We start from the raw sequence: 14,784 nt of genomic DNA on the forward strand, positions 1-14,784 counted from the left end.
GAGGGTACCGATGACAACCCTTAAGAAATATCTCTGGGGGGCCGGAGCAGTCGTTGCTGCGTTGGCACTCCTTCATATCGAACCGGCTTTGGCGCAGGAGGAGACGCCGACGCTGGATACGGGCGACACCGCGTGGATGCTGACATCCACTCTCGTCGTTCTAATGATGACCATTCCGGGCCTTGCGCTTTTCTACGGCGGTATGGTTCGCAAGAAGAGCATTCTCGCTGCGATCATGCAGTGCTTCGCTACCTGCTGTATCGGCACGGTGGTGTGGTTCGTGATCGGCTATTCGCTGGCCTTCAGCGATGGCGGCAGCCTGAACGCCTATGTCGGCGGTCTCAGCAATGTCTTCCTGAAAGACATGGCGTTCGACTCCCTGTCGGGCACCATTCCTGAGACCGTGTTCATGACCTTCCAGATGACCTTCGCGATCATCACCCCTGCGCTGATCACCGGCGCCTGGGCCGATCGTATGAAGTTCTCTTCGATGGTCCTGTTCATGATCCTCTGGCAGATCATCGTCTATGCGCCTGTCACCCATTGGGTGTGGGGCGGCGGCTTCCTCTCCGAGGAGGGCGTGCTCGACTTCGCCGGTGGTACGGTGGTGCACATCAATGCCGGTATCGCCGGTCTGGTGGGCGCGATCTTCCTCGGCAAGCGTCTGGGCTACGGCGAAGAAAACATGGCTCCGTATAACCTCGTTTACGCGGTTATCGGTGCTTCTCTGCTGTGGGTCGGCTGGTTCGGCTTCAACGCCGGTTCGGCTGTTGCCGCTAACGAGACTGCCGGCATGGCCATGGCCGTCACCCAGATCTGCACCGCCACGGCGGCGCTGGCCTGGATGTTCGCCGAATGGATCGTGCACGGTAAGCCGAGCGTTCTCGGCATCATCTCCGGTGCGGTTTCCGGTCTCGTGGCCATCACCCCGGCTGCCGGTTTCGTGGACCCGATGGGTGCGCTGTGGATCGGTATCGCTGCGGGTATCATCTGCTTCTTCTTCGCCACCACGGTGAAGCGGGCTCTCGGTTACGACGACTCTCTGGATGCCTTCGGTGTCCACGGTGTCGGCGGCATCGTCGGCGCGCTTCTGACCGGTGTGTTCGCGGTCGAAGCAATCGGTGGCACCCCGGGCGCGCTGGAAGGCAATGTCGCTCAGATCTGGGTCCAGTTCGTGGGTATCCTGGCCACCGTCGTGTGGTCTGCGATCGCCACCTTCGTGATCCTGATCGTCTGCAACATCCTGTTTGGTGTGCGTGTGCCTGAGGCCGTTGAGGTCGAAGGTCTCGACATCAACCTGCATGGGGAGACCGTGCAGTAAGGACCATCGCCCGCCCACCTGGCGGGGGACGAAACAAATAACAAGATTGGTAGAGCCCAAGTCTCCTCCTCCCTTGACTGTGAGCTCTCACCTCGGGCCCCGGCTTTCGCCGGGGCCCTTTTTATTTGTGGGGGCGTTCTTCGTGGGAGCGGCTCTCCACCCACACGCTTCGCCCGACCGGGGCCGGCCGCAAGTGCCTCTCATCACCGAGATCGCGGCCTCCGATAATTCTCCACCGCTGTGCAGAAGCGCTTGGCGCGCCGCCCTATCGTTGATTGCAGACTGATCGGGAAAACGCGCGTCCGAATGGGGCTCACCCCCTCATTCTATAAATAACTTTGTATTGTAAAGTGCTTACTGTTATAGATGCGCTTGGTAGGCGCGAAAGGAACAGATCCGCAATGCGCCGGGAGGGGCTTATGATGGCTATTTACTTTGCAATACAAAGTACTTTCAATGCGTTCCGCTGGTTTGAGAGGACATGGGCAGAATGCTCGGCGGGCACGAGGCGGCGCGGCGGGTTCGTCGCCCTCCACGCCTTGGTTGCCGGCGCAGGCACGGTAGCGGGCTTCGCAGCGGACTCCGCCAGCATTGCCGCTTTCGGCTTGGGCCTGGCCTTCCCAGGCGCCGGCTTCCTAGCCCCGGATCTGGTCGGAATCGACACGCTTTTTGAGACCGGCTGCTATGTGGTTGCCGCTGCCGCTCTCTTTTCCGGCGCCCTGGTGCTCTGGCTGGCCACCGGCAATGTGATCGCGCCGCCCGTCACCTGGCTCGGAACGGCCATGTGGGCGGCCCTGCTGGCGGATGACAGTAGCCGTTCGCTCTCGCCGCTCTACACCTTGCTTCCGTTCGGTGCGGTAACGGCAACAATCGCCCTGGCGCTAATCCAGCGGCCGAAACCCCGAAGCGCTGAGCCTGCGCCGCGCGTTCACTTCACGCGGACCGATCTGCCGCGTGAGGCGAAAGCTCTTTCGCCGCGAACGGTGGAGCTGACGCGTCTTCTACTCGACCGATGCCTGCAGAGTCGCGATGCCTTCGCGGGATTCGATCACCGCGACCAGTTCCAGACCGCAGCGCTGCGCTATCAGCTCAACTTCATGTCCTATGCGCTCTCCCTTTTGCAGGTGGAATGCGTGCCCGCCTTCGACGGATATCTGCTTGAGGCACAAGAGGCGCTCGCCGACAAGATGCAGGCCTATGAGGTCTGGTCCTATTGGCGGGCGGAGAACCTCTGGGGAAATCTGTCCCTCGATGCCGACCCCGTCTCCCGGGACAACATCATGTTCTCCGGCTTCCTCGCCACCCAGCTTGCGCTCGCCTGGAACGCTTCCGGCGGTCGGGACGTCACGGGTGGCGGGCTTAGCTTCCGTCTGCCGTCCGGTCGTGCGTTTGAGTACAGCCAGCGGGAGCTCCTGGATACAGTCTCGTCCGGCTATGACCGGTCGCCCTTTGTGCTGCAGGCCTGCGAGCCGAACTGGATCTACCCTCTCTGCAATCTGATCACCGCCGCGGGTCTCAAGGCATCCGATAGTGCCTTCGGGACGGATCGTTGGACACGGCTCGCGCCGCACTTCCATCGCGCGTTGCAGCGCGACTTCACCCGACCGGACGGTTCGCTGATCCCTTTCCGGTCGGCGCTGACAGGTTTCGCATCACCGGTGGGCGGCGGGGCCGTAATGCAGACCCTACCGTGTCTCTTTCTGAATGGTTTGTCTCCGGACCTTGCGCAGCGGCACTGGGGTCTCGGGCGAAGAGCGATAGAGAGCCGCGGCGCAAGGCGCGCTATCTGGCCGGTCGATACGGGCAACTACCGCTTATCGCGCGCCGGCGGCTATGCGGCCTCCGCTGCCGCGGCTGCGGAGCTTGGCGATGACGATATGGCGTCCATCCTCCTGCACCACCTTGAACACGAGCATCCCGCTGTCAGCGATCGCGGCGCGATGCATCGTCCCGGCGTTTCTCTCTGGGCCCATGCGCTGGAATTGATGGCGCGTGTCGGGCGGCATGATGCGCTGGCGCGGCTCATCTCGGAGGGACCTCAGACGCGGTCCGGCATCCGGCTGGCAGAAATCTCCTACGATACTGCGAGCGTCGCTTCGGCTCATGCCGAGGGGAACGGTATTCGATTCGTCCTTCAGCCGCACATTCCCGGAGCGCTTGCTTCCATGCGTTTCACAGGGTTCGCGCCTGAGCAGAACTGCGTTCTTCGGCGATCTGACGGGACCGGCCACAGCTTCATGAGTGACGCAACCGGCGAGGTTTCGGTGAAGATCCGGATCGACCGGAGAAGCTCGTTGGCCCTCCACGCGGCGGGGGCGTAGGGCCATGGTCTGTTGCGTTCTGCTAGCTGCAATGCTTGCCGCGTTTGGGGCTTCCGTCCGCTGGCTGTTCGGAGGGCGCGATGCTGCGGCGCGAGATACCATGGCCTGGCGGCTTCTATCGCCAGACGGTGCCCGCGAGCCATCAGCGCTTGAGTGCACCGCTCAGCCAGGGCGCGACGGATGGCTTATCCGCCGCATGCGAAGCTTCGGATTTGCCTTCGAAGGGCTTGGTTTCGTAGTGCGGACCCAGCCTCATATGCGTATTCATCTTCTCGCGGCCGCGCTGGCCATCGCATTGGGCGCCATACTTTCCTTGTCGGCGACGGAATGGCTCTGGGTGATCGCGGCGATCGCCGCGGTGCTGGCGGGGGAGTGTTTGAACACGGCTATCGAGCATCTCTGCGATGTTGTCTGCCCGGAGGAGAACATCGCCGTGAAACGTACCAAGGATGTTGCGGCCGGCATGGTGCTGATCGCCGCTATCGGCGCTGTGGCCGTCGGCGGGGTGATCTTCCTGCCGAAGCTGGAGGCGTCGCTGCATGCCGAAGCAGGCTCTGCCTTTCCCATGATATGCGAGAGCGCATCCTGAACCGGCTTGCCGGTTCGGCTGTTGCCGCTAACGAGACTGCCGGCATGGCCATGGCCGTCACCCAAATCTGCACCGCCACGGCGGCGCTGGCCTGGATGTTCGCCGAAAGGATCGTGCACGGTAAGCCGAGCGTTCTCGGCATCATCTCCGGCGGTGCGCCCGTCTCTCCTCTGGCCGCTGCCCCTTGGAGCAGCCATAAAGGCGCTTCCCCAAAATGCGACTTGGAGAACGCACATGCGCGATGCGCACAACGGATGGGAAGCGTCGGCTGCAGCCTGGCTCGCCGATATGGAGGGCGGCGGTGACTTCGGTCGTTTGCACGTACTCGATTCCCCAATGCTTGAACGCGTCCGCGAAGGGCGCTTCAAAACCGCCCTCGATATAGGGTGCGGGGAAGGCCGCTTTTGCCGGATACTCCGGACGGAAGGGGTAGAGCCTACCGGTGTCGAACCCACCGAGAGACTGCGCGCGGCGGCGCAGCGCCGCGATCCAGACGGTCTTTATGTGGGGGCGGTCGCCGAAAACCTCCCGTTCGAGGACGAGACATTCGATTTGGTTGTCAGCTACCTGACATTGATCGACATCGAAGGCATCGAGGAGGCCATCAACGAGATGGTGCGCGTGCTGAACCCCGGCGGTTCGCTGCTTATTGCGAACCTCAACTCCTTCAGCACGGCGGGAGATTGGATCACAGTCCCAGGTGGCCAAACTCGCTTTCAGATTGACCGATATCTCGATGAGAGGCCGGAGTGGGTAAGCTGGCGCGGAATTTCAGTCCGCAACTGGCACAGACCGCTCAGCCGATACATGCAGTTGCTCCTCACCACCGGCTTGCGGCTCACGCATTTCGACGAGCCCGCCCCTTCAGGAGGCGACGCGTCCACAGCCGACCGACATCGCCGATGCCCCTATTACAACATCATGGAGTGGCGAAAGACCTGATGCCGCGCCGACCTGCAACGTCGAGGAGCCTCTCTAGTTGCGTCCAAGATTTCGCCGAGGATGCCGAGGGCGGCCCTGTAAACTGGCTTGCCGCCCGTCCGATGAGGCCGTAACACCGCGTTTATGGCCTCACCGACCTCCATTCCGACCCTGGCCGAGCTCGACCGGCTGGTCGCCTCGCCGTTTCAGAAGCTTTCCGCTCTGCTGGACGGAATCGCGCCGGGGGCCGAGCCGATCAATTTCTCCCTCGGCGAGCCGCAAGGGGCGCTGCCGGAGTTCGTGGCGCCTGTGCTGAACGAGACCATGGCCGATTTCACCCGCTACCCGCCGATCCGGGGCACGGCGGATCTGCGGAGTGCAATCGCGACGTGGCTGGGCCAGCGCTATCCGACGCTCAAGGGCGAGATCGGCGCGGACACTCATGTCCTGGCCCTGAACGGCTCCCGGGAAGGCTTATTTTCGGCGATCTTTCCGGCCAGGGCCCGGCGTGCGGACGTCGAGACCCCGGCTGTTCTGATTCCGAACCCGTTCTATCAGGCCTATGCGGCGGCGGCGGTCGCGGGCGGAGCAGAGCCTGTTTTCCTCGATTCGGAGGCCGAGACCGGTTTTTTGCCGGATCTCGATGCGCTGAGCGACGATCTGCTGGACCGGACCATCGTCCTTTACCTCTGCTCTCCCTCGAACCCCCAAGGAGCTGTTGCGGACGGGGCTTATTGGGAAAAAGCCGTCAAATTGGCGCGAAAGCACGATTTTCTGCTGTTCGCGGACGAGTGTTATTCGGAGATCTATACGGAAGAGCCGCCTGAGGGCGCGCTGGAGGTGGCGTTCGCCGCCAATGGCGGTTTTTCCAACGTTCTGAGCTTCAATTCCCTGTCGAAACGCTCAGGTCTGCCGGGCCTTCGATCGGGCTTCATTGCAGGTGATTCGGAATTTCTTGCCAGTTTCGGTCGTTTTCGCAATGTGGCCTGCCCCCAGACGCCGCTGCCGCTTCAGGCGGTCGCCACGACGGCCTGGGCGGACGAGGCGCATGTCGCCGCGGGACGGCGGATTTATGCGGAAAATTTCGATGTAGCGGATGAAATTCTGGGAGATTGCTTCGGCTATCAGCGGCCTCAAGGGGGCTTCTTCCTGTGGCTCGATATGAGCGCCGCAGGGGGCGGCGAAGCGGCCGCGAAAACCCTTTGGAAAGTATGTGGTGTCAAAGTGCTGCCGGGTGGGTATCTCGCCCGCGAGGACTTTAACGGACGAAATCCGGGCCAGGACCATGTGCGGGTGGCACTCGTGCACGGCCCTGCCGTGACGCGCGAGGGATTGGCGCGGATCGTCACCACATTGGGTTAGTTTATGGCAGTACGCGGTCGTAAAGCGGAACGCCGGCTTTTGCCGGGCGCGGTCCAGTCGGGCTTGCGCCAACTTCTGATGAGCGGATATGGGCTCGGGATCCTGATCCTGGCCTGCGGGGCGTGGGCCAGCCTGGCCACTTGGTCGGTCACCGATCCGAGCCTCAACAACGCCACGCGCACCACGCCGCACAATGTTCTGGGCCATTGGGGCGCGGGACTTGCCGATATCACCTTCCAATCGGTCGGGCTTGCCTCGATCCTGCTGTTCCTGCCGCTCGCGGCCTGGGGCTGGCATCTGATCTTCGGCACCGTGCCGGGGCGAATCCGGGCTCGGCTTCTCGCCTGGCCGGTTTCCGTCGTGCTGCTCGCCGGTGCCTTCTCCGCCCTGCCCCAGCCGAAGACCTGGCCGTTGCCGAGCGGGCTCGGCGGCATCATCGGCGAAGTCCTGGTGGCGGCTGCCGGCATCATCGGGCCCTTCCTGCCGGGTGCTGCGATCTCCTTCGTGGCCGGGCTCGGCTTCTTCATCTTCGGCACTTGGCTGCTGCTGTTCGCCTGTGGCACCAAGCTCTCTAGCCTGATCGCCCTGTGGGGCCCGACTGCAAGCCGGACCGGCGAATGGGCCAATGCGTCCCTGGGCGCCGCGCTCCATGCCACCATGCACACCTCGGCGAAGGTGAAGCGGGCGCTGACCCCGGAGCAGAAGCCCGAGTGGGACGAGGACCCGGAAGATGAGGAATGGGAAGAAGAGGAGCGCAGGCCGAAGAACGCGCTCCAGAGAGATGCTTCCCTCTACTACGAAGAGGCCGAGGACGAGGACGAAGACGAAACGCCCGAGGACATCCTTGCAGCCAAGGCGCGCCGCGCGCCGCCGCTTCCCAAGGCACCGGGCGACCCCGACGGCCGGATCGAGCCCACCTTCGACCTCATGGGAGCCAGACCCTATACGGCCGCGTCATACGACGACGATGATGAAGAGGGCGACGCGCCGGATTACGCGGACGACCGAGCCTCCTCCTACGACGACGATGACGATATGGACGGCACTGAGACCGAAGACGTCACCGGCGTCCAGATCACCCATCGCAAGCAGGACGAACCGAAGCGCCGGATCGCCAAGCGCTTCCCCTCCATGGACACGCCCTATACGCCGCCGGCCCTGAAGCTGCTGCAGCAGCGTCCGCGTTCGGCCGCCTCCAACGATCTCTCCGACGAGGAGCTGCAGGAAAACGCCGCCATGCTGGAAGGCGTGCTGGCGGATTTCGGCGTGAAGGGCGAGATCGTGAATGTGCGGCCGGGCCCCGTGGTTACGCTCTACGAGCTGGAACCGGCACCGGGCACGAAGTCATCCCGGGTCATCGGCCTGGCGGAGGACATCGCGCGGTCCATGAGCGCCATCGCGGCGCGCGTGGCCGTGGTGCCTGGGCGCAATGCGATCGGCATCGAGCTGCCCAACGAGACCCGCGAGACCGTTTACTTGCGCGAGCTGATGGAGAGCAAAGACTTCCAGGAGACGGATGCCAAATTGGCGCTCGGCCTGGGCAAGAATATCGGTGGCGAATCCGTGGTCGTGGACTTGGCCCGCATGCCGCATCTTCTGATCGCCGGCACCACGGGTTCGGGTAAGTCCGTGGGCGTGAACACGATGATCCTGTCCCTGCTCTATCGGCTGTCGCCGGAGCAGTGCAAATTCATCATGATCGATCCGAAGATGCTCGAGCTCTCCGTCTATGACGGCATTCCGCATCTCCTGGCGCCGGTCGTGACCGACCCGAAGAAGGCGGTGGTCGCCCTGAAATGGACCGTCAAGGAGATGGAGGAGCGCTACAAGCGCATGTCCAAGCTCGGGGTCCGGGACATCAAGGGCTACAACAAGCGCGTGCTGCAGGCCGAAGCCAAGGGCGAGGTGCTGACCCGCACCGTGCAGACCGGCTTCGACCGCGAGACCGGCCAGGCCATCTACGAGCAAGAGGAGATGGATTACGATCCGATGCCGTACATCGTCGTGATCGTCGACGAGATGGCCGACCTCATGATGGTGGCGGGCAAGGATATCGAAGCGGCGGTGCAGCGCCTGGCCCAGATGGCGCGTGCGGCGGGCATCCACCTGATCACCGCGACCCAGCGGCCGAGCGTCGACGTTATCACCGGCACCATCAAGGCGAACTTCCCGACCCGGATCAGCTTCCAGGTCACCTCGAAGATCGACAGCCGCACGATCCTAGGCGAGCAGGGCGCGGAGCAGCTGCTCGGCCAGGGCGACATGCTCTATATGGCGGGCGGTGGCCGCGTGATGCGCGTACACGGTCCCTTCGTCACCGACGACGAGGTGGAGAAGGTTGTCCGCTATCTGAAGAAGCAGGGCGTGCCGGCCTATCTCGACGCCGTAACCGACGACAGCGATGCCGACGAGGACGACGACGGAGACAGCGGCAGCGCGGGAAGCAGCGGTCCCGGCAACTCCAACTCGGGCGACGAGCTCTACGACAAGGCGGTCGACGTGGTGCTGCGGGACAAGAAGGCCTCGACCTCCTACGTTCAGCGGCGTCTGGGCATCGGCTACAACAAGGCCGCGACCCTGATCGAGCGCATGGAGGAGGAAGGCGTGATCAGCGAGGCCAATAGCTCCGGCAAGCGCGATATTCTGGTAGGCGACGAGACCCAGGCGCCTTATTGATCGGGGCGGGGCCGCGGTAACGGTTTTTTGCCGCGCCCCCTCGCCTCGAAGTTGACCATTTTTGGCGGAATCATTTAACCATTGACCGTGTGAATTCTCGGCACGGGCCTGAGGGGATCCTTGATGAACCGCCGATACAGCTGGCTATCCGCCAGCCTTGCCGCGACCCTATGTTTTGCGTTCCCGGCCGCTTCCGCGCTGGCCCAGGAACAGGGCACCACCGTGGTGCCGAAATCTACGACGAAGAAGCCGCGCTCCACGGCGACCGGCAACGTTCCCGGGACCGGCGAAAAGGCCGACGGAAGCGGCGCGAATGCGCTGCGCCCCGCCCAGGACATCCCGCCCATCGAGCCCGATAAGGCGCCGCCGCCCCCACCCGTGGAGGCCGAAGCGCCCGCTGGCGAAATCGACAACGCCGAAGCGGATGCCGGCGCCGGCTGGGAAGCCGCTGTCGAGGAAAGCGGCCCCCGCCCGCTGATCGGGGCTGAGCGCGAGCAGGCGATCGCCCGGGTGAACACCTATTTCAACGAGATGGACAGCCTGCAGGGCACGTTCCGTCAGATCGATTCCGACAACAAGGTCGCCACGGGGCGCTTCTACGTGAAGCAGCCCGGCAAGCTGCGCTTTGACTATGCGCCGCCGAGCCCGCTGAAGATCGTCTCGGACGGGGCGTTCCTCGCGATCGAGGATTCCGACCTGAAGACCATCGAGAAATATCCTCTGAAATCCACACCGTTCCGGCTTCTTCTGGCAGAAAATGTCGACGTGGCCCGCGACGCCAACGTGCTGGGCGTGTCCCGGGGCGGCGGCGAGCTGGCCATCCAGCTGCAGGACCGCAAGGGCGGCACCGGCGGAGCGATCAAGCTGGTTTTCGAGACGGCGCCGGAGTTTCAGCTCTCGGAATGGGTAATCACCGACGCGCAAGGGCTGACCACCCAAGTCACGCTGGACAATCTGGCGCCCGGCCGGAAGGTTGCGTCTGACTTCTTCAAGTCCAAGCAGCAGCCCTTCAACCCGTACCGGTAACCATGAGCTGCCCGGAAGACCGGGCCATGAAGATAACAGTCTGAATTTTCTATTGCGGAATCAGACCGTTATTTAATTTCTTCGTTCGCTTTAACGCCACGTTAAAGTTTTTCTAAGGTACGCGTTGAAAAACGCCAAGACGCCCACTATTTCTGCCGGAGAAGCGATCACATCGCCAAATCGGTAGTGCCCCCCCGTCTAGCCGAAGATGTGGTCGCTCGCACCGGCGTCCCTCCCGGTGCGTGCGCTGAGTAAGCGCTTCTAGCGCCCGGCCATGCGCAGCGGCCGGGCGCTTCCTTTTTGGGCTCCCATTCGCGATCGACAAAATTTCTTCGGCCCCGGCGCGGCGTTCGATTGTTTTTAGTTTCGAAGAGCTTTCTTCATCTTCCGCTCACCTCGCATTAGACCGTCGCAAAAGGTTTGCAGACTCTTCCCAGCTGAGCTGTTAAGGTTTCTTTCAGTGGCGCCTCTCGACTCCCCCCTACAGTCAACCTGCGATGGGCGCTGCACTAAGGTGACAGCAATGGCTTCCAAGCTGCAATCCGCGGGAAGCATGCACGATGCTTCCTACTCGGAGGCCTTCGACTCCGAGAAGCTTGATCTCGTGCAAGAAGCGTTCGATGCCGCCTGGCTCGAGCTGCGCACCGTGGGCTTTTCTCAGAATGAAGCCACCGACGGTGAACTTCGTTCCCTTCTCGGTGAGAAGATCATGGCGCTCGCCGCAGCCGGCGAGTTCGACCGCAATGAGCTGGTTTCGCGAGCTTTGAAGGGCTTCCGCGGGCTTTAATCCACCGTCTATCCTCAACATCATCCACAGACTTTGGGCTTCCGGGTTGGCAGTCCCGAACGGAGCAGTCTAGAGACGGACGGCCCTTTTTCGCCGGAGCGTCTTCTTCATGCAGTTTCGCCTTGCCACCTGGAACATCAACTCGGTGCGTCTCAGGCTCGACCTGATCGACAAGCTGAACCGCGCCTATCAGCCGGACATCCTGTGCCTGCAGGAAATCAAATGCGCAGAGGAACATTTCCCGCGGGACGCCATCGAGGCGCTCGGGTATCCCCACGTCGCGGTATGCGGTCAGAAGGGCTATAACGGCGTCGCGATCCTGTCGAAGATCCCGTTCAGCCCCGGCGATATGCGCGATGTCTGCGGCCGGGGTCATGCGCGGCATCTTTCAGTGAAGCTGGATGGGCCGACCGGCCCCTCACCGGTCGAGATCCACAACCTCTACGTACCGGCAGGCGGCGACATTCCCGACCCGGCGGTGAACGACAAGTTCAAACACAAGCTGGATTATCTGGAGGCGATGGAGAGCTGGTTCTCAGGCCTCGGCAACCGGGACCAGAACCGGATGATCCTGGTCGGCGATCTGAACGTCGCGCCGCTGGAGACCGATGTCTGGTCCCACAAGCAGCTTCTCAAGGTGGTGAGCCATACGCCGCCGGAGGTGGAGCGGCTGAACCGCGTACTGGCCGCCCATGAATGGGTCGACGTCATGCGCCGCCATGTGCCGCCGGAGGAGAAGCTGTTCACCTGGTGGAGCTACCGCAACCGGGACTGGCGGAAATCCAATCGCGGGCGGCGGCTCGACCATGTCTGGACCACCCCGGCGCTGGGGAATTCCGCCCACGCCATGACGGTGGCGAGCGAGGCCCGGGATTGGGAGAAGCCGTCGGACCATGTCCCGGTGATCACAGATTTCGCAATCGACTAGGTCTGAGGTTTTGGCTGGATCCCGGCGCTCGCCGGGATGACGGCAGTGGGTGTTCCGGCTAGCGGTGCTTCTCGGCGTATTCCTTCGCCAGGGCCTCGCGCTCGGCGCGGATCTGGGACGTCTTCGCCCTGACTTTCTCCACCACATCCTCCGGCGCGGTCTCCGGCGAGCCTGCCTCGAAGGGCGGGGCGGGCGCGTATTCGAGCTGGAGCTGGACAGCTTCGGCTGTTTCACGGCCGGCAAGCTCTTTCGCCAGGGCCAGGCCGAAATCGATACCCGCCGTCACGCCGCCGCCCGTCGCGAGATTCCCATCGATCACATAGCGCGCCTTGACCGGCTCCGCGCCGTAGTCGGTCAGGAGATCGAGGGCGTTCCAATGGGTGGTGGCGCGTTTTCCGTGAAGCAGTCCGGCCGCGCCGAGCACCAGCGCGCCGGTGCAGACCGAGGTGACGTATCGCGCGCCATCCGCCTGGCGACGCAGAAAGGCGAGGGTTCCGGCGTCGGTCAGGAGCGGGTTCACGCCGAGGCCGCCAGGCACGCAGACGATGTCGAGTTGCGGACAATCGGCCATGGCCACGGTCGGCTGGAGGACGAGACCGGTGGCGGTGCGAACCGGCGAAAGATCCTTCGCCACGAGATGGAGCTCGGTGTCGGGCAGGGAGGCGAACACCTCGTACGGTCCGGTGAGGTCGAGCTGCTGGACGTCGGGGAATAGGAGGAAGCCAATCGCGAGCGCCATCTAGGGCACCAGCTTGTAGCCGCCGGTCTCCGTCACCAGGATCTCGCTCTGTGCCGGATCCTTCTCGATCTTGCGGCGCAGGCGATAGATATGGGTCTCGAGCGTGTGGGTGGTGACGCCGGCGTTGTAGCCCCAGACCTCGTGGAGCAGCACGTCGCGGGTCACGACCCGTTCGCCGGCGCGATAAAGATATTTCAGGATCGAGGTCTCTTTCTCGGTGAGCCTGATCTTGTCGCCGCCCTCGTCGACGAGAAGCTTGGCGGCGGGCTTGAAGCTGTACGGCCCGATGGTGAAGACGGCATCCTCGCTCTGCTCGTGCTGGCGGAGCTGTGCGCGGATGCGGGCGAGCAGCACAGCGAGCTTGAAGGGCTTGGTCACGTAGTCATTGGCGCCGGCGTCGAGGCCGAGAATCGTATCAGCGTCCGAGGCCTGCCCCGTCAGCATGACGATCGGCCCCTTGAAGCCGCCGCGGCGCAGCAGCTTGCAGGCCTCGCGGCCATCGAGATCGGGCAGATTGACATCGAGGAGCACGAGGTCGACATGCTCCTCCTTAGCGCGCTTGAGACCCTCGGTGGCGGTCTCGGCGAGAAGGCTCTCGAACTCGTCGTGCAGCGCGAACTGCTCGCTCAACGAGTCGCGCATCCCTTCGTCATCGTCGATGATCAGAATTCTGCGCGCATTGCTCATGAGATTTCGCGAATGTCGTTACCGTATGGTGTGAGTTGTAAGCGGAGCGGCTTGCCGGAACAAGCATAGCGATCACCGTCATCCTCCATGCTGAGAAACGGGTAATCGGATGGTTCAAAAGAAAATCCTGGTGACACGTCTGCCGGGAACACGATCCAAGGGGCTGATGCATCTCTCGAACGGGGTACGCAACTGCGCGCTCGGCAGATCAGGGGTCTCGGCGCTCAAGCATGAGGGCGACGGCACCACGCCGGTGGGACGTTATCCGCTTCGCGCGTTGCTCTATCGCGCGGACCGGGTGAGCCGCCCGCAAACCGAATTGCCGGTTCATGCGATCGGCGATGACGACGGGTGGAGCGACGATCCGAAGGATCGGAACTACAATCGCATGATCCGCCTGCCCAGCCTTCGCAGCGCCGAGGGGCTGAAGCGCCAGGACCACCTCTACGATCTGGTTCTGGTGATGGGATATAACGACCTCCCGAGGGTGCGCGGGAAGGGCAGCGCCGTCTTCGTTCATCTGGCGCGTCCGGGCTACACACCAACTGAAGGCTGCGTCGCGCTATCGAAGCGGGATTTCTTGGCGCTGCTCGCCGAGATCGGGCCGGAGACCGAAATCGAGATTCGCGGCTAGGCGTGCTCTAAATCAAGTGTAGTCGCGCGCACCGAAGATGGCGGTACCGACGCGGACGTAAGTTGCGCCGAACTGCACGGCCTTCTCGTAATCGCCGCTCATGCCCATGCTGAGCTCAGGCAGATCGAGCTGCCCGGCCAGCTTTTCCAGCAGGGCGAAATGCATGGCGGGCTCTTCGTCGAGAGGCGGGATGCACATGAGGCCGGCGATCTCCAACCCCAGCTCGGCGCGGCACATCTCCACGAATTCGGCGACCTCGGCTGGCGGAATGCCCGCCTTCTGAGGCTCTTCGCCGGTGTTGACCTGGATGAGAAGCTTCAGGGTCCGGCCCTGCTCCTCCATCTCCTTGGCGATGGCCTTGGCGATCTTCGCCCGGTCGACGCTCTGGATGCAGTCGGCGATGGCGACGGCATCTTTCACCTTGTTGGATTGTAGCGGCCCGATGATGTGGAGCTCGATATCGGGATAGCGTTCTTTCAGATCGGGGAACTTTGATTGGGCTTCCTGGACACGATTCTCACCGAACACGCGCTGACCCGCGGCGATCGCTTCCTCGACCGCCTCGGCCGGATGGGTCTTGGAGACGGCGACGAGCTTCACGCTTTCGGGATCGCGCCCGGCGGATTTCGCGGCGGCGGCGATGTCGTCCCGGACTTCGGCGAGACGGCCAGCGATGGTTTGAGAGTCTGAGTCAGCTGACATGGCAGGCACCATAAGAGGGCGACGCGGACGCGCAAGCCCTTCTCCACTTCAAGACGGGGCAACAGCTCAGCTTGACCGCCCGGCTCATTTA

At 63.1% G+C, this 14,784-nt stretch carries 13 protein-coding genes and 1 pseudogene; 11 read left to right on the top strand and 3 right to left on the bottom strand.

What is annotated here, in order from left to right; translation table 11 throughout:
* The first annotated feature begins 10 nt into the window (after positions 1-10).
* From ACFQ2F_RS01465 to ACFQ2F_RS01510, 10 genes and pseudogenes are all read left to right on the top strand, one after another.
* Complete coding sequence (locus ACFQ2F_RS01465; protein WP_379084648.1) at positions 11-1,321, top strand: ammonium transporter; 1,311 nt, start codon at positions 11-13, stop codon at positions 1,319-1,321.
* 422 nt (positions 1,322-1,743) lie between these two features.
* The gene (locus tag ACFQ2F_RS01470) at positions 1,744-3,642 is read left to right on the top strand and encodes a linalool dehydratase/isomerase domain-containing protein (protein WP_379084651.1); all 1,899 of its coding nucleotides are present in this window, start codon (positions 1,744-1,746) and stop codon (positions 3,640-3,642) included.
* Positions 3,643-3,838: 196 nt separating this feature from the next.
* Entirely contained in the window at positions 3,839-4,231 is a 393-nt protein-coding gene (locus tag ACFQ2F_RS01475) for a diacylglycerol kinase family protein (protein WP_379084654.1), read from the top strand.
* Between the two features lie 8 nt (positions 4,232-4,239).
* Positions 4,240-4,383: pseudogene (locus ACFQ2F_RS01480) on the top strand (ammonium transporter); the annotation flags it as partial.
* Between the two features lie 82 nt (positions 4,384-4,465).
* Positions 4,466-5,173 (top strand): class I SAM-dependent methyltransferase, encoded by a 708-nt coding sequence (locus tag ACFQ2F_RS01485; protein ID WP_379084657.1) that lies wholly within the window; start codon positions 4,466-4,468, stop codon positions 5,171-5,173.
* 123 nt (positions 5,174-5,296) lie between these two features.
* Positions 5,297-6,514 (top strand): aminotransferase class I/II-fold pyridoxal phosphate-dependent enzyme, encoded by a 1,218-nt coding sequence (locus ACFQ2F_RS01490; protein ID WP_379084661.1) that lies wholly within the window; start codon positions 5,297-5,299, stop codon positions 6,512-6,514.
* A gap of 3 nt (positions 6,515-6,517) precedes the next feature.
* Positions 6,518-9,190 carry a DNA translocase FtsK gene (locus tag ACFQ2F_RS01495; RefSeq protein WP_379084664.1) on the top strand — a complete coding sequence of 891 codons (2,673 nt, stop codon included), beginning with the start codon at positions 6,518-6,520 and terminating at the stop codon, positions 9,188-9,190.
* A 123-nt stretch (positions 9,191-9,313) separates the two neighbouring features.
* Positions 9,314-10,216, top strand: a complete 903-nt coding sequence (locus tag ACFQ2F_RS01500) for a LolA family protein (RefSeq protein ID WP_379084667.1) — start codon at positions 9,314-9,316, stop codon at positions 10,214-10,216.
* 523 nt (positions 10,217-10,739) lie between these two features.
* Entirely contained in the window at positions 10,740-11,003 is a 264-nt protein-coding gene (locus tag ACFQ2F_RS01505) for a hypothetical protein (RefSeq protein ID WP_379084670.1), read from the top strand.
* Positions 11,004-11,112: 109 nt separating this feature from the next.
* On the top strand, positions 11,113-11,931 hold the full coding sequence (locus ACFQ2F_RS01510; protein WP_379084673.1) for an exodeoxyribonuclease III: 819 nt from the start codon (positions 11,113-11,115) through the stop codon (positions 11,929-11,931).
* Between the two features lie 58 nt (positions 11,932-11,989).
* Here ACFQ2F_RS01510 and ACFQ2F_RS01515 read toward each other — a convergent pair whose 3' ends face one another.
* Together ACFQ2F_RS01515 and ACFQ2F_RS01520 are read right to left on the bottom strand one after the other, a co-directional pair.
* On the bottom strand, positions 11,990-12,670 hold the full coding sequence (locus ACFQ2F_RS01515) for a DJ-1/PfpI family protein (protein ID WP_379084676.1): 681 nt from the start codon (positions 12,668-12,670) through the stop codon (positions 11,990-11,992).
* Positions 12,671-13,357, bottom strand: a complete 687-nt coding sequence (locus ACFQ2F_RS01520; protein ID WP_379084679.1) for a response regulator transcription factor — start codon at positions 13,355-13,357, stop codon at positions 12,671-12,673.
* Between the two features lie 109 nt (positions 13,358-13,466).
* Between ACFQ2F_RS01520 and ACFQ2F_RS01525 the strand changes: the two genes are divergently transcribed.
* Positions 13,467-13,991, top strand: a complete 525-nt coding sequence (locus tag ACFQ2F_RS01525) for a L,D-transpeptidase family protein (RefSeq protein ID WP_379084682.1) — start codon at positions 13,467-13,469, stop codon at positions 13,989-13,991.
* Between the two features lie 12 nt (positions 13,992-14,003).
* Here the strand turns inward: ACFQ2F_RS01525 and ACFQ2F_RS01530 are convergent, their stop codons facing one another.
* Positions 14,004-14,693, bottom strand: coding sequence for a YggS family pyridoxal phosphate-dependent enzyme (locus tag ACFQ2F_RS01530; protein WP_379084685.1), 690 nt, complete (start codon positions 14,691-14,693; stop codon positions 14,004-14,006).
* Positions 14,694-14,784 lie beyond the last annotated feature (91 nt).

Source organism: Methyloligella solikamskensis, assembly GCF_042676065.1.
GTDB lineage: Bacteria > Pseudomonadota > Alphaproteobacteria > Rhizobiales > Methyloligellaceae > Methyloligella > Methyloligella solikamskensis.

Coding starts and splice junctions, on each gene's coding strand:
- ACFQ2F_RS01465 (WP_379084648.1), top strand. CDS start 11: ATGACAACCCTTAAGAAATATCTCTGGGGGGCCGGAGCAGTCGTTGCT.
- ACFQ2F_RS01470 (WP_379084651.1), top strand. CDS start 1,744: ATGGCTATTTACTTTGCAATACAAAGTACTTTCAATGCGTTCCGCTGG.
- ACFQ2F_RS01475 (WP_379084654.1), top strand. CDS start 3,839: ATGCGAAGCTTCGGATTTGCCTTCGAAGGGCTTGGTTTCGTAGTGCGG.
- ACFQ2F_RS01485 (WP_379084657.1), top strand. CDS start 4,466: ATGCGCGATGCGCACAACGGATGGGAAGCGTCGGCTGCAGCCTGGCTC.
- ACFQ2F_RS01490 (WP_379084661.1), top strand. CDS start 5,297: ATGGCCTCACCGACCTCCATTCCGACCCTGGCCGAGCTCGACCGGCTG.
- ACFQ2F_RS01495 (WP_379084664.1), top strand. CDS start 6,518: ATGGCAGTACGCGGTCGTAAAGCGGAACGCCGGCTTTTGCCGGGCGCG.
- ACFQ2F_RS01500 (WP_379084667.1), top strand. CDS start 9,314: ATGAACCGCCGATACAGCTGGCTATCCGCCAGCCTTGCCGCGACCCTA.
- ACFQ2F_RS01505 (WP_379084670.1), top strand. CDS start 10,740: ATGGCTTCCAAGCTGCAATCCGCGGGAAGCATGCACGATGCTTCCTAC.
- ACFQ2F_RS01510 (WP_379084673.1), top strand. CDS start 11,113: ATGCAGTTTCGCCTTGCCACCTGGAACATCAACTCGGTGCGTCTCAGG.
- ACFQ2F_RS01515 (WP_379084676.1), bottom strand. CDS start 12,670: ATGGCGCTCGCGATTGGCTTCCTCCTATTCCCCGACGTCCAGCAGCTC.
- ACFQ2F_RS01520 (WP_379084679.1), bottom strand. CDS start 13,357: ATGAGCAATGCGCGCAGAATTCTGATCATCGACGATGACGAAGGGATG.
- ACFQ2F_RS01525 (WP_379084682.1), top strand. CDS start 13,467: ATGGTTCAAAAGAAAATCCTGGTGACACGTCTGCCGGGAACACGATCC.
- ACFQ2F_RS01530 (WP_379084685.1), bottom strand. CDS start 14,693: ATGTCAGCTGACTCAGACTCTCAAACCATCGCTGGCCGTCTCGCCGAA.